The organism is Starkeya sp. ORNL1, from assembly GCF_012971745.1.
In the GTDB taxonomy this organism is placed as follows: domain Bacteria; phylum Pseudomonadota; class Alphaproteobacteria; order Rhizobiales; family Xanthobacteraceae; genus Ancylobacter.
In genome coordinates this window covers 6,219,002-6,237,126 of the sequence record NZ_CP048834.1, presented here as the reverse complement: position 1 = coordinate 6,237,126, position 18,125 = coordinate 6,219,002, and the positions used below count along the sequence as shown (strand labels likewise).

The window sequence follows — 18,125 nt, the reverse complement described above, 5'->3', positions numbered from 1 at the left end:
CATCAAAGCTCGATGGGGGACGGAGCCCCGTAGACCTCGAAGAGGTCACCCAGCTCATCGACCGTCAGGTCGAGCAGCCCACTGGCCCGCCGGGCCGACAAGTGGCCGCCCTCGATGGCCAGGCCGACTACTTCGACGAACGGCTTGGAGAAGGGCGGCGGCGCGTCAACCGCCGCCTCCCCACGTCCATTGTTGCGCAAGGCCGCGTCGGGGATCGCCCGCGCCTTGGCCAGCTTCAGCCTGTTCAGGGCGACAAGCCGCCACTTTAAGGCGGATGCCGTGACCTTCAGCTGGTCGGCGGCGCCGTTCAACCGCGCCACGAGCGCGTCATCGGCCAAGGCCGACCAGTCGGCCATTCCGTCCAGTATGTTCACCGGCATCAGGACCGCCGAGGCGAAGTTGTTGGCGAGCTGCTCGACCCGGTTGCCGCCGGTCTCCACTGCGGCCTCGGAGTGTTCAGGCGGCATGGTGTCCCAGGTGAGGATGTGGAACAGCTCGTGCGCCAGGTCGAAGTTGCGGCGGCCCACCACCTCGTTGCGGTTGATGAGAACCACGTCGAGCTCGGGCAGCCGGCAGGCGGCGCCGGATATCCCCTCGAAGGCGTCCACCCTGAGCACCAGAATCCCGAGGGCCTGCTCCACGCTCTCGGCGAGCCGGTCGGCCGGCACATCGCCGAGCTCGAACTCCGCCACAAAGCGCTCACCGGCCTCCATGGCGTCTTCAAAGCTGTGGCGCGAAGTGAGGCCCAGCGATCGGCGCAGCAGAGGCGCCGCCCGCCCGACTTGTGACGAGAGCGCCCGATAGGCGGCGATCCAACGGCCCGCACTGCGCTCATAGCCATTGAGAGCCTGCGGCCCGACATTGGTCTGCCGCCAGGAGAACCGCCCCTCGCCCACCAGGAGGAAGGGGTTGGTGAAATAGTCGAGGGACGCGCCGAGCTTCTCGACGGCGATGACCAGTTCCTCGGCGGTCACCCGCCGCTCGCCCGTCTCGATCGCCGACACCGTCTGACGGTCCTTGAAACCGAATACGCGCGCGAGGTCGTCCTGCGAGAGCTTCCGCTCTTCGCGCAACGCCTTGATCCTCGCTCCGATGAAGTTCGCCATGACCGCCTCCCGCGATCATGTAATCTTGCATTTCTCCGATTGCAAGATTTTCTTGCGAAGCCACCACCCTTCAGGCGGCATCGTCGTCGTCGTCGTCCTCATCATCTTCATCCACCGCGACGGTTAGTCCGGCAGCGCGTTCCCCGGCGGCGCGGGTTACGTTCAATGCAAGGAGGCGCGCGAGAACTTCGTCCTTGAAGTCGGCGGGCCAATCCAGGCGGGTCTTGACCTTTTTGCCCTCATCGGCCTCGAGTTCCGTGAATACGGTCGTGGCCCGGTCGGCCAAGCTATCCCAGGCGCGTGCCAGATCCTCCTCGGTCTCGCCGCGCGCATAAGCTCGCAATACGGCAGCATCCATTTCGGCGTGCAGTGTCCGCAAGCGAGCAATGTCGGCGGCGTTTTCGCCGCGCGCGTGGAAGCGGTTATAGGTCTTGGTGAGCCCTTCATTTCGATCGACCATCAAACGCCCCCGGAACGCATCATACGCCTGACCCGCGGCCTCCAAAGCTGGATCGTCCTCGAAGTTGGTCGGGAACGGAAACGTCCGAAAACAGTCGGATGGTGTGTATCGAAGTCGATCTTCCAGTGTAGACGCGAAGAATCTCGCCCAAAGCTCGTGAGAGCGCGACTGCAACACAGCAAAAGCGGAAAACTTATCAAATGAAAATACGATGCAACTGTCGGCGAACACGATTTCTCTAGGGACGCAAGCTACCGCCATTTGGGCCGAGTGACGGGACAGCGCGAACGCACTCTTGAGGTTTCCAATGGATTGATACAAATCCGGGCGCTCTCGCCAGTAGCGCCACCATTCGTAGTACATCGGACCATTTTTCTTGTTTTTTTCCACCTGCCTATAGGGTTGTACATAGCGAGAAAGAACTTCGAATATTCCGGGAAGCTCCTCTTCGACCTGCTCTATGGACATATTGTTGACGTTGATAACGTACCGATCATGCTCTTGGGTTGGAGAGGTGTTTATCTCGTCACCGCCAAGATACGGAAATATCCGCCGAGAAGCTGCTTGGTCGGACGCTATAATCCTCGCCATATCGCTGGCGGAAGCTGCAGCTCCCTTCGCCGCGGCCACATCATCGAACGTGAAGCCCATCCCCAAGATGATGGACCCCTGAAATGCTTTGCGAGAATTCGCCGCAAGCCTAGACGGCGAGCTGTCGAAGTCGCCCTCTACCAAATAGGCCGAAATCCTGCTCACAGGCCGGGCGTCTAGGAACGCGTTGGACACTGCGCCCTTCGCTATGTGCACGACGGAAACGACGACACCAGCATCGCCCGGCCAAGGCACGCGCTTTCGAGCGCGGGCGACAGCTCCGCCGCCGGTCAAAATTATGGCGAGCGATCCCTCACGCGTGTCACCTTGAGCAAGAGTGTTGGTGCCAATTAGGCCCATGACCCCATCGGCTCTCAGCAGCGAGTATGCTCGGAGAAAGAAATGTCCAACCAGATCAACATTCTTGGTGCTGCGGTAGTGTAGCGCTGCGAGCCAATCTCGATATCCAGTTCCAAATTGCTCGGAAATCCGCTTGGCACCCAAAAAGGGCGGATTACCAACAATCGCATCGAACCCAGCGTTTTCGCGCGCAAACACCTCGGGAAACTCAAGCTGCCAATGGAATGGCGGGATACCTAGCTCTCCCGATCGCAACCTGTTCGCCGCCGCATCGAGCTGGTCCCATCGTGGCGGCATACCCGAAATCTGACTCTCGACCTCCGCCCTCGCCTTTTCACGCGCCTTGCCTTTGTCGGCAGCAAAGAACGCCGAAAGGATCGCATCGCCCATCGCACGGATCGGCGACAATCGGGTCTCTACATGGCGATGCCGCGCCTCCTGGATCACACGTGTTGTATCGTCGGGCGCGGACTGAATCTCTGCTCGGGCGGTTTCAGCCTCAGCGACCCTCTCGCGGACCAGCTGGCGGAACAGCGGCAACCCAGGCTTGGCTTCATCCCAGTTGGCCGCGGCGATCTGCGATGGTGTGAGCCCGACGAGGCTGTCGCCGCACTTCAATGCGTGGTCGAGGAAGGTGAACTCATGGTCCCGCGCCAGCGTCGCCAGCCAGAGCGACAACCGCGCCAGATCGACCGCGCGGGGGTTCTTGTCGACGCCATATAGGCAGCGCTGGGCGACAAGCCGCCGGGCATGCAGCTCCTCATCTTCGTCGGCCGGGATCGTGGGCCGGCTCTCCGGCCAGCGCGCCCAAGCCAAGATCAGGCGCTCGCCCAGCGCGCGACAGGCCTCGACCAAGAAGGCGCCCGACCCCATGGCGGGATCGCAGACCTTAAGGTCCAGAACCTGATCCGCCGTAGCGTCGGGCCCTAGGCAAGCGAAGGCTGGCTCCAGCGCGTGCTTGACGATGGGCGCGGTAAGCGACCGGGGCGTGTAGTGGCTTCCCGTCCTGCGGCGCTCATCGGTCGGCTGCAGGATCGGCGTGCCCGGCGCCGCGAGGGTCTTCTTGGGCGAGCCCCGCTCATCGACCAGGCCATCCAGCGCAACGACGAGGTCCTCGAGGCTCCCGGCGTCGTCGATCGGCTTGGCTTGCGCGGCCGTCAAGGCCCGGCCGGTATCTTCCTTCAGGGACTTGATCCGCGCCTTGCCCTTGAGCGCCGCCAGCGCGTCGAGGTCCACGAAGACGGGGGTCTTGTTGTTCTTGCCGGCCTTGATCGCCAGCGAGCGGCCGGACGTCAGGCCGGCCTCGAAGCCCATCACCGTCTCGTAGACCGAGCCGATCTGTTCGACGTCGAGCGCGCGATAGGACAGCCGCTCTCGCGTTCCGCCCCGGAGCTTCAGCGTCATCAGGCCTTCGAGGATGCGAAGCAGGCAGCCATCGGAGACGCCCGGCACGCGCGGCGCGTCCGTCGGGAGCGTCCGACCCTCCAGAAACGGGAAGGCGTCGGGGTCGAACAGCTTGCCGCCGCGCTCCTGCACAAAGCCAGTGCGATGCCCGCCGTAGATCAGCCGGAACAGCGCCAGAAGCTGGCCCCACCCGCCCTGGCGCTCGTCCATCGTATCCGGGTGGAGGGCCGCGTCCTCGCTCAGGCGCGCATAGAGCCCGCGCACGGCGTAGCTGGTTTCATAGACACGCCGGGCGTCGGCGTCGGTCCGGGAGGGCAGCAGGTCGCGGTCCTCGGCGTAGAGCACGAAGACCAGCCGCATCAGCACCGTCAGAAGGCCCTCGTAGAGGTGGCCGGGCCGGCTGGTGGCGAGATGGCGGACGAGGTCGGGCTCGGCGGCGTCGAAGCCGCGCAGGAGCTCATGCAGGGAACCGAGCACCTGTCCGGCGAGCGCGGTGGAGACCGCGGCCTGGGCGTCGCGGCTCTTTGCCAGCAGGGCCGGCAGTCGGCGGTCGTCGCCTTCGATGAAGAGGCGGACAGCGCCCAGCAGCAGCTTGAGGCCGCCCAGCATCGGCCGGCCGGCGACCATCGCCAGCGGCCGGATCGGGAAGGTCAGATGACCGGACGTCTCGCCCCGCGGCGCGTAGGTCAGTCGCAGGGCGTTGTCGGTGATCATCAGGCCGACGAACACGCCGGTTTCACGCAGGAGCCGTTCGAACCGCTGTTGCGGCGTCGCCTCCCACCCGTCCAGGCTCGCCCGCTGATCCGGATCGACGCCGGCGTCCTCGACGCGAATGAGCAGTTGCCACTCGCCGGCGCCATCGCCCAGCTCGCCCACTGCCCAGGTCGGCTGCAGCGACGTGTTGTGCTCGGGAAGCGGTACGACGAGGGACACCGGGATCTCCGATCCCTCTGGCGCACCCGCGACGTGCCGCGCTTCCCAACCGAGGATGGCCTGCGCGAAGGCCCACGGATCGCGCAGCGAGCGGCCCGAACCCTCCACGTCGATCTGCTCGGCCGCCTCCGCGGTGTCCACGGCCGTCTGGCGGGTCGGCGCGAGGCCAAGCTCTTTGATCAGGCTGGCGGCGATGACCAGGCCGACCGGCCGCACATGGTCGAGCCATTCGATGTCTGGATCGCGGTTGATGTCTTCGCTCATGACCTTATCCCGACGTCGGCCAGAGATAGACGATCCCGACCGGCTCGAGGCGGTGGGCGCGAACCTCGTAGGCGTCCCTCAGCCGCTGAGGCTCGGTTTGCAGCTCGCTCTCCAAGCGGTCGAGCCGGGTCTGCCAATGGCGCTTGTCCGCCTCACGCTCGCGGCGCTCCTCGGGCACCAGGTCGAGGCTCAGCTGGTTCGGGTTGAAGTCCTTGGACGCGGCGAGGATGCGATTACGCTGTTGCTCCAACAGGGTGGTCAGCGACCGGGCCTCTTCCTCACCCCGCTTCGTCAACTGGACCTTGACGGCCGCCAAGCGCTCGTTGGCGATGGAGGCCAAGCTGGGTGTCAGGTCGGCGATGTCCTTGGCCAACAGCGGCTGGATGCGCGCGGTGACTGACGCGGGCGCCTGGCGGCCATCGCGCAGGGCCTCCTCGAGCTGGTTCAAGGTCTTCTCTTCGCCGCTTTCGCCGAGTGGCCGCAGCGCCTTTGTGGCTCGTTCCGCTTCAGTCCAGATCGCCGTGATGGGGATGATCTCCTCGTGCAGTCTGGCCGCATTCGGCCCGTACACCGCCAGGCGCCCCATCATAACAATGCGCGGCTGCGCGCCCGGACCCAGGATCACTGACAGTCGCGAGAGGCGCGACTGGAACCCCTGGCTGAGGAACCGCGAGAGGAGGCGGCGGACCAGCCTGTGCTCCAGATGGACTTGGACGACATCGTCGGCGTTGCGGCCATCGGCCAGGATGGGCGGCTCGAAGGATATCTTACGGACCGGCGCGTCACGCCGCCAGTCCCCGACCCGTTCGCCGCGCTTTCGGGGGCGGGTGCGGAGGTCGTCAAAGGCGTCGTCCCAACCGGCGTCCGTCGCGAACCCGGGGCTGGTCGGATCGAGCTGGAACGTCGCGACCTTGCCGATGTGTTCGGCTTCGGCCTCGTCCAGCGACACGCCGGCCCGGGCCATGGCTGTCGCCGCGACACGCTGAAGGTCGTCGGCATCGACGCCCACCCGTTCGCGGGAGCGCTCGAGCGCCCGGCGAAGGTCGTCTTGTTCCTTGAGCAGAACCTCATGCCGGGCGGCTTCCTCGCCGTCCATTTCAGCCTGGGCGCGCGCGCGGGCCTCCTTGTCATCTTCTTCGGCGACCTGGCGCGCGATCGCTGTGGCCTGACCCTTGCCGATCCCGGCCCCGGCCAGCTTGGCGGTGACGCGATCCTCGATGACGCGGCCGGCGGAGCCGAGTTCCTCGCGGATGGTCTCGGTTTTGCGAACGAGGGCTTCGAGGACGATGTCCGCCTCCCGCTGCTCGTAGCGGAAGTATCGGCAATGGATGCGTTTGGCCGGCTGCAGCTTGCGGTCGATGCGACCATTACGCTGTTCGAGCCGCGCCGGGTTCCAGGGCAGATCGAAGTGGATGAGATCGGCGCAGCGGGTCTGCAGATTGATCCCTTCGCGCGCCGCGTCAGTGCAGATGAGGATGCGCAGGGGCTCGACCGCGGGGTCGGCGTTGAAGGCCCGCTTCACCGCCTCCCGGCGATCCGAATTGGTCGCGCCGGAGAAGACACCGATCCGCTCGTCCTCGCGATCTGTGTCTGAGAACGCCTCCCGCAACCGGCGCTCCAGCCAGCGGCGGGTGTCTTCGTACTCGGTGAAGAGGATCAGGCGGCGCTCGTTCCAGACGCCATCGGTGAAGAGGTTGGTCTTGATCCAATCGACCAGGTGACGAACGCGCGCGTCGGGGCGGGTGGCCGCGTGCTCGGCGATGGCCAGCATCTCGTCGACCGCGGCGAGCTCAGCCAGGAGGTCGCCCTTTTCAGCGCCGACCGAGCCTATGACCGTCGCCGCATCGGCGAGGCTGTCTTCCTCGGCGTCGGCCGTGGCCTCGGCTTCGGCGTCTTCCAGATCGAGTTCGGCGACGTCGTCTCCGGCGCGCGCCGCGACGAACCCCTGCGCGGCTCCCGCCGATTGCAGTGGGGTTTCCCCGTCGATGATCCGCTGCAGCCCCTTGCGATGCACCTTCAGGGTGCGCGCGAACGCGGCGATAGAGGAGAGCAGCCGTTGCTGAAGCCCCACGAACGCCAGCTTGGCGAGGGCGGCCTTCTGGGTCGGCAACTTCGCGATGCGCAGCATGCGCAGCTCGCCATAGGCGGCGAGGCGGCGTGCGAGGTCCAGCTCGGAGGCGTTGTCAGGTAGGCCGTTGATAACGATGGGCTCGATGATCCGTTTGGGGAAATCCTCGCCCAAGCGGCGCAGGTCGGATTTCAGCCGCCGCACCATGACCGGCTCGAGGTCTTTCGGCCGAACGATGACGCCTCGGGTGAACCGCTGAGGGTCCAGCATCTCCAAAAGTGCCGAGAAGCTGTTCGAGTGTCCATTGTGCGGCGTGGCGGACAGAAACAGCCGGTGCTCGAAACGATCCGCGAGCTCACGAACGGCGCGAGTTAGTTGGCTTGAAACCGCGTAACGAACGCCCGCCGAAGGGGCGGCGTGGTGCGCCTCGTCGAGGATTAGCAGTGCGCGGGCGCGGAACTCTCCGAGCACGTCTCGCAACCCACTAGCGTAGGTCTCGTCTGTTAGGAGCCGGTGCGAGATAATGAAGCGCGAGCCGGTGTTCCAAGGGTTCACGGCGAACCCGCGCTGACGCCGAAGGTCAGAAACCCGTTCCCGGTCGATGATGTCGAACGACAGACCGAACTTGGCCTCAAGCTCATCCTTCCACTGGATCGTCATCGAAGGCGGAGCCGCAATTACGATGAAATCGACCCGCTTCCGAAGCAACAGCTCCCGCGTAACCAGCCCAGCCTCGATCGTCTTACCCAAGCCGACGTCGTCGGCGATGAGCAGGTTTACGCGGGGAAGGCGCAGAGCCTTTCGGAGAGGCAGCAACTGATAGGCATCGAGCCGGATGCCTGCACGGAACGGCGCTTGCAGCAACTCGCGGTCCGCGGCCGTGGCCGACTTCCATCGCAAGGCCCTCACATGCGCCGCTAGGACCTCTGGACTGTCTGGTCCACCGAGGCCGACCGACTGCCAGCCCGTGTCATCAATTACGGACGCGGCGACCTCAGCGTCCCAGATGACCTCCAGCGCCTCGCCGTTGGCGTCGTCGGCGATGCACGAAAGCGAAAGGGTCTGGAGTCCGCGCCCCGCCTCGATCACACCATCGACCAACCAAGGACGCCCTCGGACGCTGACGAACTCTCCCTCGGATGGGGAGGCCGAATGGCTTGGAGCAGACACCCGAATCCCCCCTGTTGTTAAAATTCACATTAAGCGAAGCGCCCATAGCGCTACAACCGTGCCTGGATTTTGCGTGTCACAGCGATACGCAAGGCACATCACGTCCAAGAATTGATGATCTTGGGCGGCTAAGAGTCAGCTCCACCGCAACTGAATTCTCGTTCCAGCGCCGGTCCGACGCGAGCGGACCTTCCCAAGGTCGCAGATGGGTCAAAAGCCGCCAACCGCGGCTCGCAGATTATTGCAACCCGTTGCACCAAAAGGTGTCAGTTCCGCGTGACGCGGTCCCGCGTGGCAATAATCATCTTCACGCCCTTCGCCGAAGAATGCGGAGGACCGGGCCCGCGGAAACCCCTGCGAAGCTTCAGGTTCGAGTACCTTGCTAGGACTCGATTGACACATACGTCACTTGTGAGGAGCCACGACCGGGGGCAAACACATCATGCGTCTGCTACACAAGCGCGCTACGCACCTTCATATAAAGATCTGATTTTACATAGTTATTTTATTCTCACCTAGTTTCCTGCCGGGCCCACCAAACTCCCGTTTACCGAAGCGGCTGCTCGATCATTCCAGCAGCGCGTGGTGGTCAGCTACAAAGCGGGATTTTCCGCATTGCCGCGACATCGGCTTTGCCACCTTGAAGGATGAAGCCGAGGTCCGAAGCTCCGCTAAGGTACTGAACGCCGATGCTGACCAGCCAAGTCAGATATTCCATGTCGTTGCGCACGCCGCCGACACCCATCCACTTTCCGTGCGCCTTCGCCGCGGCCGCCACTTCCTCGTAGGCGGCGCGCATGCGCTCGTGCCGATAGTCACCCGGAACTCCCAGTTCGGTGCTGAGATCGGTGGAGCCTATATGCACCATGTCGATGCCCTCGATCGCCGCGATGGCGTCGGCGTTTTCGATCGCCTCGGGTGTCTCCAGCATGACGATCAGCAGGGTTTCCGCATTCAGCACCGTGTTGATCTGCCCCTGGGGATAACTGGCATAGCCGAGGGATGGCGCCTGGCTGAACGCAGAACGATGGCCGATCGGCGAGAAGCGGACCGCATCTACCGCGACACGGGCTTCCTCCACCGTGCTGACGTGCGGAACCATTACGCCCTGCGCGCCGCAATCCAGCACGCGGGCAATATCATGGGGATCGCGCGAGGTGACGCGGCACAGCGGCGTGACACCGGTGGGCAACGTGGCGACACAGATCATCGCCGCGGATTCCAGTGATGTTGGGTTGTGCTCGAGATCGCAATACAAGGCGTCATATCCGCATGCCGCGGCGACTAGGCCAATATTCGCCGTCCGCATCTGGTTGACGCTCAGGCTGAGGATGAGTTTGCCTTCCCTCAGCTTCCGCTTGGCAATGTTCTCGACGACGTTGGGCATTCCGTTCCCCCGATGGATGTTCGTACGATGTTTGCTCTCGCTCAGGAAAATCCGAACAGCCGCGAAGGCGTTTCCCAGAGCACGGTGCGCCTGTCAGCCTCGTCCGGCAGCCAGCGTGAAAGACAGGCCTGAACTGGCCCGTAATCCACCCGCTCTTCGCCGGGAACGAACGGCCAGTCGGAGCCCCAGACGCAATTGTGCAGGCCAAAGACCCTGACCGCCTCCGCGACGTAGTGATCGACATCGTCCCAGGGCAAGCCGGCCTCGGAGTAGCGGTCGGCGCCGGAGAGCTTGACCACGGCGCGGCCCTCGCGGCCCAGCTCAAGCAGCGCCTGATAGCCGCGCTGCCGCAATCCGGCGGAGGGAACCGGGCGGCCGAGATGATCCACCAGCAGCCGCATGCCGGTCGCCCGCAATGCCGGCAGCGCTTCGATGAGGCCGTCGCCCTTGTAGTGCACTTGCAGGATCCAGCCGAGCTCGCGCGCCAGGGCGAACATCCGCTCCGCACCGGGCTCCGTCAGTTCACGCAGCCCATATGCGAACAGGTTCACTCGCAGCCCGACGATGCCGCGGGCCGACAGGTCCAGCATGTCCGCTTCCGACAGGCCGGGATTGGCCAGCACGATCCCTTTGAAACGCCCGCTCGACGCCGCAATGGCGTCCAGCATCGCGCTGTTGTCGAAACCGTAGGGCTGCGCGGCCACCAGAAGCGCGTGGGTCAGCCCGTGGGCCGCCAATACCGCGCGGAATTGCCGGGCCGTTCCCTGTTGCGAAGGGTGCGGGATGAATCGCGCGTTCGGCGCGAAGCCGTATTCCGGCCCGCCATAGATGTGGGCGTGCGCATCGACGCCTCGCAAGATGGACAATTCAAGCTCCCTTTGCGCAGTCGGGATCATGCCGCCGCCGCTTCAGGGCGCAGCAGGTGAATGCGTTCAAAATCAACTCCGAGCCGGAGATTGTCGCCTATGGTGAAACGCTCGTATCCCGGGCGCAGCACCAGCAGCCTGCCGACCGGGGAATCCACCGTCAGCTCGACGCGATCGCCGAGGAACATCATCGCCTCGACCTGCCCAGGCAGGCCAGCCTGGCTGTCCGGGACCAGCGCCCACGCCTCAGGCCGGATGACGCCGACATAGGCGCCGTCATACTCGTTCCAGGCGGGATTGGTGCTACGGGACAGGACGAACTGACCTTCTTGCGTGCGAAGGTCGATGCCGACGCCGGCCGCGTGGACCTGTACGGGAAACAGGTTGGTCTTGCCGAGAAACTCCGCCACGTAGCGATTGTACGGTCGACGGTAGATGTCCTGCGGCGCGCCTTGCTGCACGATCTTGCCATTGCGGAACAGGAAGATGGTATCGGCAAGCGACATTGCCTCCTCCTGGTCGTGGGTAACGAACAGCATGGTGAGGCCGGTGCGGCGCTGCATCTCCTTCAGTTCCTGTCGCATTTCCGTGCGCAATTTCGCATCCAGATTGCTGAGCGGTTCGTCGAGCAGCATGAGCTTCGGGCGGGAGACGATGCAGCGCGCAATGGCCACGCGTTGCTGCTGGCCGCCTGACAACTGCGTGGCGCTACGATCGCGCACACTTGCTAGGCCGACCATGGCGAGCGTCTCCTCGACGCGCTTGCGCGTCTCGGCGGCGTCGATGCCGCGCGCACGGAGAGGGAGCGCAACGTTCTCGAACACCGTCATGTGCGGCCAGATGGCATAGGACTGGAACACCATCCCCAGATCGCGCTTCTCCGGCGGCAGGTGTATCTGCCTGTCCCGGGAGAACACCGGGCTGTCGCCGATCCTGATGGTGCCCATGCTTGGCTCTTCCAGCCCCGCAATGCACCGCAAGGTGGTGGTCTTGCCGCAGCCGCTGGGGCCAAGCAGCACTGAAATGGCGTTGGCGCTGAAGCTTGCCGTAAGGTCGTCGACGACTGGATTTGCTCCGTACCGCATCGAGAGATGCTCGATTTCAACGCTCATGCCAGTCGATTGCTCCGAGGGATGGACGGCCGATGGGTCAAGCCAGCGCCTGTGGGTCAGAAGCCGGCTTCCTGCCACCGCCGATACGCCCGACCAGCAGCATCACCGCCATGCCGACAGCAAGCTGCAAAAGGGCTAGCGAGGCGACGCGGGAGAACAGCCCCGCGTACCAGAAATCGAACGTCAGGATGGAGAAGGTCCGGATATTGGCGCTGTACAGAATGAGCACCATGGAGAGCTCGGTCATGAAGATGCTGTACAGCAGCACCCAGCCCGAAACGATGCTGGGCCGGATCAGCGGCAGCGTAATGCGGCACAGCGCCTGGACCGGCCCATAGCCGGAGACGCGCGCGCTCTCCTCGAGCTCGGGATGGACCTGCACCAGGCTGCCGGAGATGGTGCGCACCGCATAGCCCGAGAAGCGGCCGATAAAGCCGAACACGATCAGCCATATCGTGTCGTAGACCGTCCAGGGAAGATGCAGCCATAATGCTGCGACGCCGATGCCGAAGGCGATGCTGGGAACGGATAGCGGCAGCAGCGCCAAGTATTCGAGCAGATGCCGGCCTCTCACATTGGTCCGATGCACGATCCAGCTGATCGCGAGACCGAGAAGCGATGCGAAACTGGCGGCGATGATCGCGATGACCAAGCTGTTCTTCAGTGTCTGCCAGACATCCATCGACTCCCAGAGGAAGGTAAAGTTCTCGGAGGTGTACCGGCCGGACCAGGAATAGGTGGAAAGTGCCGCCACGACGATGACGACGATCGGAACCAGCACGGTCAGCGCGAGATAAACGAACACGCTGCCCGCAAGCACGAAGCGCGAGCGACCAAGCCTTATCAGCCGCGGCCGAAACCCCTTGCCCGTTACCGTGATGAAATGGCGGCCCTTGAGCAGGAACTGCTGCAGGAATACGACCGCCACGGACAGCGCCATGAGCCACAACGCCAGTACGGCCATTACCCCGTACGCCGGTGGAACGGTCTGCGATTCCACGTAGATCCTGGCGGTCAACGGGACGATCTGCTTCGGCCAGCCGAGCAGCACCGGCGTGCCGAACAGGCCGATGGCGATGACGAAGACGAGGACGGCGCCGGACAGCATCGCGGGCGCCACGACCGGCAAGGTGATGGTGGTCGCCACTTTCCATCGGCTGAGTCCCGCGACCTGGCCGACCTCTTCCAGGCTGGGGTCCATGCTGCGCAGAGCGCTCGCCACAATCATCAGCACGTAGGGCGCCATATAGATGCCCATCACCCATACAATGCCGAGCCGCGTATAGATGTCGAACGGTTCCGGGAGGCCGATGTAGCGCACGATGAAATTGGCCACGCCGATGCGCGGCGCGGCCAGCAGCAGCCAGGCGAAGGCACCGACGAACGGCGGGATGAAGATCGGCAGGATCGCCAGCTTCTCCAGCAGGGCGGCCAGAGGCGTATTGGTACGCACCAGAACCCAGGCCAGCGCGACGCCGATGGCGACGGCGAGGGTCGCCGCGCCCACGGCGAGTACCAGAGTATTGCCGAACGATGCCCAGTATTTGAACTGGGAGGCCACAACGACGAAGTTCTGCCAACCGGCATGGCGGCCTGCCGCGTCGACGACCAGCACGCTGTCCAGCGCGATCGATCCCAGTGGTAGGACGATCAGCACCGTCAATACCGCCAGGATCAAGGCCAGCAGCGTATAGAATCCGCGGTTTCCTGACTTCTTCATCCAAGATACCGTGACCGCGGAATGGATTTCGACCGCTTCTTTTCCGAAGTCGTCAAGATATGTCCAGGCCGGCCAGCCACCATTTGATGATCTCGTCTCGCTTCTCGAGCAGCTTGGAGACATCTGGCGATTGGATGTTCAGCTCGGCAAAGGGGGGGAAGCTGCCTGGCGGCGGCGCGGCCTTGAGAGTGTGATAGGTACCCTGCGCGGAATACAAAGCGGCGCCCTGCGGCCCCATCGCGAAATTGACGAAGAGCTGCGCCGCATTCGGGTGCTCGGACCCGTTGGAAAGGGCTATCGCGCCCTTCTGCGTCATGACCCCACTCGGCGGCAGGATGAAGACAACCGGCGCCCCCTTGTCGCGCATCTGCTGGTAGAAACCCAGGTGGAGCGAAAGACAGAGCGACCTCTCGCCCGACAACAGCTTGGCGACCTGAACACCGGTGGCGGGAGCGTTTTCGACCCTCAGCTTCTTCAGCCCGGCGAGGATCTGTCCCGCCTTCTCGGCCCCCAGATTCATATAGAGCGCACCGAAGACCACTAGGGTCGACGTCGAATTGCGAATATCGGCGAGGATGATCTGGTCACTCCATTCTGGCCCAAGATTGGCTAGATCACTCCAGTCTTTCGGGGTTTTGCGGCCGTCGAGCGCCGATTCATTATAGATCATGGTGTTGATCATGACCTGCGGCGTGACGTATTTCCCCTCTTTCGGCTGTGCTACCGAAGTAAACGCACCGGGATCGTCCAACGGCGTGGGCGCGATGTAGCCAGCCCGTTCGGCGGTGATCATCACATCGTCGCCAAAGATGACGACGTCGGCTATTGTGCGGCCGGAGGCTTTTTCACTGGCGAAGCGATTATAGACTGGCCAGCCGGCGCCTGGTACCGACGTGACCTGTATGTCCGGGTATAGCTTGCCGAAGGCTGCGACCAGTGTCGGAACCATGATCGAATCGCCATAGACTACGACCTTGCCTTCCTTCTTCGCGGCCTCGAGTAGTGAAGGCGATGCTGCAAAGCCGGGCGATGTCAGGCCCGCGCCAAGGACGAAGGTCGACGCCGACGCGATTTTTCCAAATTGCCGGCGAGTGATCGCCCAGTCAGCCATCTTGGTCCGCTCCATCCCACCTGTTTCACTTCTTTTGTGCCGTGCCGTAAATTGTCGGCTAGACGACAGCTTCCTGGCTTATATCGAGCTTTCTTCTGCGCCACTGTTACGTATCGGCACTTGGTTATAATGCTAAAAATAGAAGCAGGCCTCGCGCGATACGTCAAGTTTCCTGGTGTCGTGTGATGCGGAGCCAGTTCCTGACGTGTGGCGCGATATTCAGGCGGGTTCGCTTCGGGTTGGAACTACCCCTCGGGCCGGCGTTTCGCCGGCCCGAAGTAAACTCGGCGGAAAGTTTACGAAGAGCTTTGCGCCGGAGAGCTAACGCTTCTTCTCTGCCTCCTCGCGCGCGCAGCGGCTCGCGTGGGTGTCCAGTTGGTTTGCCTATCCCACCACGGTAGCTTGGTACCGTTTTGCGCCGCCATCAAGTCAGCACTGGAGGTCGCCGGCATCGAGTTCATCTCGGAGAACGGCGGTGGGCTCGGTATGCGGCTGACGAAGCGGCCTTAAGTCGGTCAGCGATCATCTGGCACCACCCCCGATTATTTTAGGGGGCGATCAATTGCGGCCGCCTTGGCTAATGCACTCGCATCGCGGTATCTGGCCTCACGGATCGAACCGCGGGGGTGTCTGTTGCCTGGCCCATTGAATCGTCCAAGTGCCCTGCAGCTGTTTCTCGCTTTCACTCGCATTACCTTGACGAGCTTCGGCGGGGGCCTGAGCGGCTGGCTTCTCCGCGAAATCGTCCAGAATCGGAAATGGGTCACCGAAGAGGAGTTCCTGAACGGGCTCTCGCTTTCGCAGGCGCTCCCCGGCTTCAACGTGACCAATCTCGCGATTTTTCTCGGCTACCGTCTGCGGGGAGTATGGGGCGCCGTGGCCGCGGTGGCCGGCATGGTCGTTCCCGCGAGCATGCTGGTTCTCGTCATTGCCGTTGGCTTCGCATCGCTTGCGGACATGCCGGTCACGCACTCTGCTCTCGAAGGAGCGGGGGCCGCGGCGATCGGCCTGTCGCTTGCAATGGGCGTAACGGCGGCCGAGCGTGTCGACCGGCGCGCCGCCCCCCTCGCGATCATGGCGGCGACATTCGTCGCCGTCGGTATTCTGCAATGGCCGTTGATATGGGTCCTGCTCGGCGCCGGCGCCGTCAGCGTTGCGTTGTCCTATGCAAGAGGGGTTTAGCGGCTTCCGCCATGGCGAATCTTCTGCTCAGCCTGATGCTTGTGTTTCTGCCGCTGTCCTTCGCGACGGTGGGCGGTGGCCAGTCAGCCCTCGCCGACATCCATCGGCAAGTCGTCGAGGTTCACCATTGGATGACGCCGGCCCAATTTCTCGACATCTTTGCCATCGCTCGGATGGCCCCTGGGCCCGGTTCGGTGCTGTGCACCCTGATCGGCTGGCATGTGGCCGGCTTTTGGGGAGCGTTGGTCGCAACGCTGTCAATTATCGGCCCCACGGCACTCCTTGCCTACGGCGTGGCGCATGTATGGGCCCGCTTCGGTGGAGCGCGTTGGCAACGCGCGATCGAGTCCGGGCTCAGACCGGTCGCAACCGGCATGATACTAGCGGCAACATACGTCCTGTTCCGGGCGCTCGAGGGCGGCTGGGCCCCGCGTGTTGTCGCGCTGGCCTCCGGAGCCCTTTTGCTGAAGACGCGTGTACATCCTTTGCTTTTGCTGGCCTGCGGAGCGGCGATAGTCGTGATGGTTCACGGCAATCAGATCACCTGAATCCGCCTGACTCTTGATGTTTCGTCGCTCAGCTCGGCTATACGGATGTGAAGTTCGTTCCGGGGACGCCTGCTCCGCACCGGCATGCTCGGGCCGCGCCGGCGCCGAGCACTCGTCGATGGCATCTTCGAGCTCTACGAGGCCATGGCTGCCGCGCGCGCCCGCTCATAGCGCGGACAGTCAATGAATGATGCATGTTCACGTTGCGGACTTCAGGATTGGCCGGAAGCGCATAGACAGGCGACGGCTCGCGACGTCGGCACTATATTCGAGGCATCGAATCCAGGTGGCGATCAGAATATGACCGAGCGGAATGATAAGCCGGTATCTCCCGCTCGCGCCGCGGCAGAGGTGGCGTTTGGCAAATTGTCGGCGCCATCCGATCTTCAGGGGAAGGACGCCACTGACCCCGGCGAAGCAACGCACGCCAAGATCGCCAAGCTGAAAGCACTGCGCGAAGCTCGTGATAAAGCCGTAGCCGACCGTAGCGAAGCTGCCCGGGATAAGCGCCGCAGCCGGGCAAAGCCCTGATTGAGGCAGATCACCCGAACCTGGCTGAACCTACAATGGCTGGGGCTTTCGTGTCTCGCGCGGGCTGTACTGGCTGTCGCTGCAGCTAGTCCGCTTGGCGCTCGCCATCATGCGGCCGGCCCATCCGACGGTGCACATCGCGGGCAGGCAATATCGACAGGATCAAGTCGCCAATTTGGCGACTTGAATAGTTGAGGAGGGGCGGCATCAACGTAAGCATCCCCTGAGAGCCGCGGTCGAGTGGGAGCGCGCTTTCTTAGCCTCTCAGGCGACGATATGAGTCCCAGTTCGGCAGCGCCATCCACATTGTGTCCCAGCCTGGCTCTGCAATATGCCCCAGGACCGCGTCGACCTCGAACTCCTCTCCAGGGTCCTCGTAATAGAGCGTCACGAACAATCCGTCCCGGAGATCGAGGGTGGTTGCCACCTCGTCGAGCAGCTTGCCGTCATGCCGCAAGAGCCAGCACCACATGCCTCGATCGTCCTCCATGCAAGAGTTGAAGTCGGCGTAGATCCGCAGCTTCCTGACGCGCTCTTCGTTCATGCGGCAGCAGCCTTCTGAATATCCTGACGACGCCAACTAAAGGCAGCAGGTCACTGAGCTTAGCGAGCCTTAGGCCCCCATTCGGTCAGGTCGAGCCACGAGCCAAAAAGACGAGCCCGATAACGCGCCAATGCAAAATGCCAATCCTGCCAGAGAGATTGTCTCGGCCGTTCGCCTCACCATTGCGATAGCGCCGTCGCTGACGTGCGGCAAAACAATGAAGAATAAATACATTGCAATTCCGCAACCCGCCCCTGCCAAAATAAAATTTCAGATTCCCGTTAGTCTATATTTCCTTAACACAAGATATAGCGGCACACCAATCGCAAGCACAACTTGGTATCCGAAAGTTATAGTGATTTTCGCCGCCCAAAGGGTGGCAGTGCTGAAAATAATTCCAGGATCTCCTCTGGCGAAGGCCGCCAGTGCCACACCGAGAAGCGCGGGCACCAGCGGCGAGACGACAAATGCGAGGACCACCCTTACGCGCTTGGCATAATCTGGAGACATGGCGTGCTCGCTGTATGTGGTCGCCGGCAAGCGATACGACCGATAGGTGAATATCGTTCGAGGCTCGAACGTAAACAAAAGAGGCGGCATCAGTCGCCCTTTCCGTTTTGCATTTGGGGAATGCGCGTCACGCCTGTGTCACGCCTTCCCATCGCCGAGCCTGCGCCGCTTTACGTCACCGGTTGGCAGTCACCATGACGCGCGCCTGCGCCGGCCCCGCTTGTGGTCAGCCAGGTCCATGGAGTAGAATGGTATCGC

Annotated in this window: 13 protein-coding genes; 3 read left to right on the top strand and 10 right to left on the bottom strand. The window is 63.2% G+C overall.

Annotated elements, in window-relative coordinates; translation table 11 throughout:
- Positions 1-2: 2 nt before the first annotated feature.
- From G3545_RS29240 to G3545_RS29205, 8 genes are all read right to left on the bottom strand, one after another.
- Complete coding sequence (locus tag G3545_RS29240) at positions 3-1,106, bottom strand: XRE family transcriptional regulator (protein WP_170017783.1); 1,104 nt, start codon at positions 1,104-1,106, stop codon at positions 3-5.
- A gap of 70 nt (positions 1,107-1,176) precedes the next feature.
- The gene (locus G3545_RS29235) at positions 1,177-5,118 is read right to left on the bottom strand and encodes a DNA methyltransferase (protein WP_206151363.1); all 3,942 of its coding nucleotides are present in this window, start codon (positions 5,116-5,118) and stop codon (positions 1,177-1,179) included.
- Positions 5,119-5,122: 4 nt separating this feature from the next.
- Positions 5,123-8,356, bottom strand: coding sequence for a DISARM system SNF2-like helicase DrmD (gene drmD, locus G3545_RS29230; protein ID WP_170017782.1), 3,234 nt, complete (start codon positions 8,354-8,356; stop codon positions 5,123-5,125).
- Between the two features lie 589 nt (positions 8,357-8,945).
- Entirely contained in the window at positions 8,946-9,743 is a 798-nt protein-coding gene (locus tag G3545_RS29225; protein WP_170017781.1) for an aldolase/citrate lyase family protein, read from the bottom strand.
- 41 nt (positions 9,744-9,784) lie between these two features.
- Positions 9,785-10,639: an amidohydrolase family protein gene (locus tag G3545_RS29220; RefSeq protein WP_170017780.1), complete on the bottom strand. Its 855-nt coding sequence runs from the start codon at positions 10,637-10,639 to the stop codon at positions 9,785-9,787.
- Complete coding sequence (locus tag G3545_RS29215) at positions 10,636-11,721, bottom strand: ABC transporter ATP-binding protein (RefSeq protein ID WP_170017779.1); 1,086 nt, start codon at positions 11,719-11,721, stop codon at positions 10,636-10,638. The genes G3545_RS29220 and G3545_RS29215 overlap by 4 nt, the downstream gene beginning before the upstream one ends.
- A 37-nt stretch (positions 11,722-11,758) precedes the next feature.
- Positions 11,759-13,564, bottom strand: a complete 1,806-nt coding sequence (locus G3545_RS29210) for an iron ABC transporter permease (RefSeq protein WP_170017778.1) — start codon at positions 13,562-13,564, stop codon at positions 11,759-11,761.
- Entirely contained in the window at positions 13,494-14,552 is a 1,059-nt protein-coding gene (locus G3545_RS29205; protein ID WP_170017777.1) for an extracellular solute-binding protein, read from the bottom strand. Before G3545_RS29205 ends, G3545_RS29210 begins: the two co-directional genes overlap by 71 nt.
- 573 nt (positions 14,553-15,125) lie before the next feature.
- Here G3545_RS29205 and G3545_RS29200 point away from each other — a divergent pair.
- The 3 genes from G3545_RS29200 (at position 15,126) to G3545_RS29190 (ending at position 16,813) form a co-directional block, all read left to right on the top strand.
- Positions 15,126-15,734 (top strand): chromate transporter, encoded by a 609-nt coding sequence (locus tag G3545_RS29200; RefSeq protein WP_348644608.1) that lies wholly within the window; start codon positions 15,126-15,128, stop codon positions 15,732-15,734.
- Between the two features lie 11 nt (positions 15,735-15,745).
- Positions 15,746-16,282 (top strand): chromate transporter, encoded by a 537-nt coding sequence (locus G3545_RS29195; RefSeq protein WP_170017776.1) that lies wholly within the window; start codon positions 15,746-15,748, stop codon positions 16,280-16,282.
- A 300-nt stretch (positions 16,283-16,582) separates the two neighbouring features.
- Positions 16,583-16,813 (top strand): hypothetical protein, encoded by a 231-nt coding sequence (locus G3545_RS29190; RefSeq protein WP_170017775.1) that lies wholly within the window; start codon positions 16,583-16,585, stop codon positions 16,811-16,813.
- A 256-nt stretch (positions 16,814-17,069) separates the two neighbouring features.
- Here the strand turns inward: G3545_RS29190 and G3545_RS29185 are convergent, their stop codons facing one another.
- A complete protein-coding gene (locus tag G3545_RS29185; RefSeq protein ID WP_170017774.1) occupies positions 17,070-17,357 on the bottom strand; it encodes a hypothetical protein in 288 nt (95 codons plus the stop codon).
- A gap of 270 nt (positions 17,358-17,627) precedes the next feature.
- Entirely contained in the window at positions 17,628-17,957 is a 330-nt protein-coding gene (locus tag G3545_RS29180; RefSeq protein ID WP_170017773.1) for a hypothetical protein, read from the bottom strand.
- Positions 17,958-18,125 lie beyond the last annotated feature (168 nt).

Bases quoted from the DNA above. Each gene is read 5' to 3' on its own strand.
- G3545_RS29220 (WP_170017780.1), bottom strand. From the start codon at position 10,639: ATGATCCCGACTGCGCAAAGGGAGCTTGAATTGTCCATCTTGCGAGGC.
- G3545_RS29210 (WP_170017778.1), bottom strand. From the start codon at position 13,564: ATGTCTCCAAGCTGCTCGAGAAGCGAGACGAGATCATCAAATGGTGGC.
- G3545_RS29240 (WP_170017783.1), bottom strand. From the start codon at position 1,106: ATGGCGAACTTCATCGGAGCGAGGATCAAGGCGTTGCGCGAAGAGCGG.
- G3545_RS29225 (WP_170017781.1), bottom strand. From the start codon at position 9,743: ATGCCCAACGTCGTCGAGAACATTGCCAAGCGGAAGCTGAGGGAAGGC.
- G3545_RS29215 (WP_170017779.1), bottom strand. From the start codon at position 11,721: ATGAGCGTTGAAATCGAGCATCTCTCGATGCGGTACGGAGCAAATCCA.
- G3545_RS29195 (WP_170017776.1), top strand. From the start codon at position 15,746: ATGGCGAATCTTCTGCTCAGCCTGATGCTTGTGTTTCTGCCGCTGTCC.
- G3545_RS29180 (WP_170017773.1), bottom strand. From the start codon at position 17,957: ATGCCGCCTCTTTTGTTTACGTTCGAGCCTCGAACGATATTCACCTAT.
- G3545_RS29190 (WP_170017775.1), top strand. From the start codon at position 16,583: ATGACCGAGCGGAATGATAAGCCGGTATCTCCCGCTCGCGCCGCGGCA.
- G3545_RS29205 (WP_170017777.1), bottom strand. From the start codon at position 14,552: ATGGCTGACTGGGCGATCACTCGCCGGCAATTTGGAAAAATCGCGTCG.
- G3545_RS29185 (WP_170017774.1), bottom strand. From the start codon at position 17,357: ATGAACGAAGAGCGCGTCAGGAAGCTGCGGATCTACGCCGACTTCAAC.
- G3545_RS29235 (WP_206151363.1), bottom strand. From the start codon at position 5,118: ATGAGCGAAGACATCAACCGCGATCCAGACATCGAATGGCTCGACCAT.